This is a genomic window from Streptomyces rubiginosohelvolus, assembly GCF_014649875.1.
Classification (GTDB): domain Bacteria; phylum Actinomycetota; class Actinomycetes; order Streptomycetales; family Streptomycetaceae; genus Streptomyces; species Streptomyces rubiginosohelvolus.
On the sequence record NZ_BMTW01000036.1, the window covers coordinates 1 to 208 of the forward strand.

The following is a 208-nucleotide window of genomic DNA, read 5'->3' on the forward strand; positions in this document are numbered from 1 at the left end:
GGGCAACAGGCCGTCACCAGATGCCCAGCGAGGGACGCTCATACCTATGAGCCCCAACTTCTCCGGCGAGGAGGCTGGTCCTTTACGCTGATGCCCGCGGGCATCAGCGTAAAGGACCAGCCTCCTCAAATGAGGAGGCTGAAACAGCAGTTCGTTCACCCTCGGTTTCCAAGCTTTGGAAGCCGCAAAATCCCTCTACGGAGGGAAA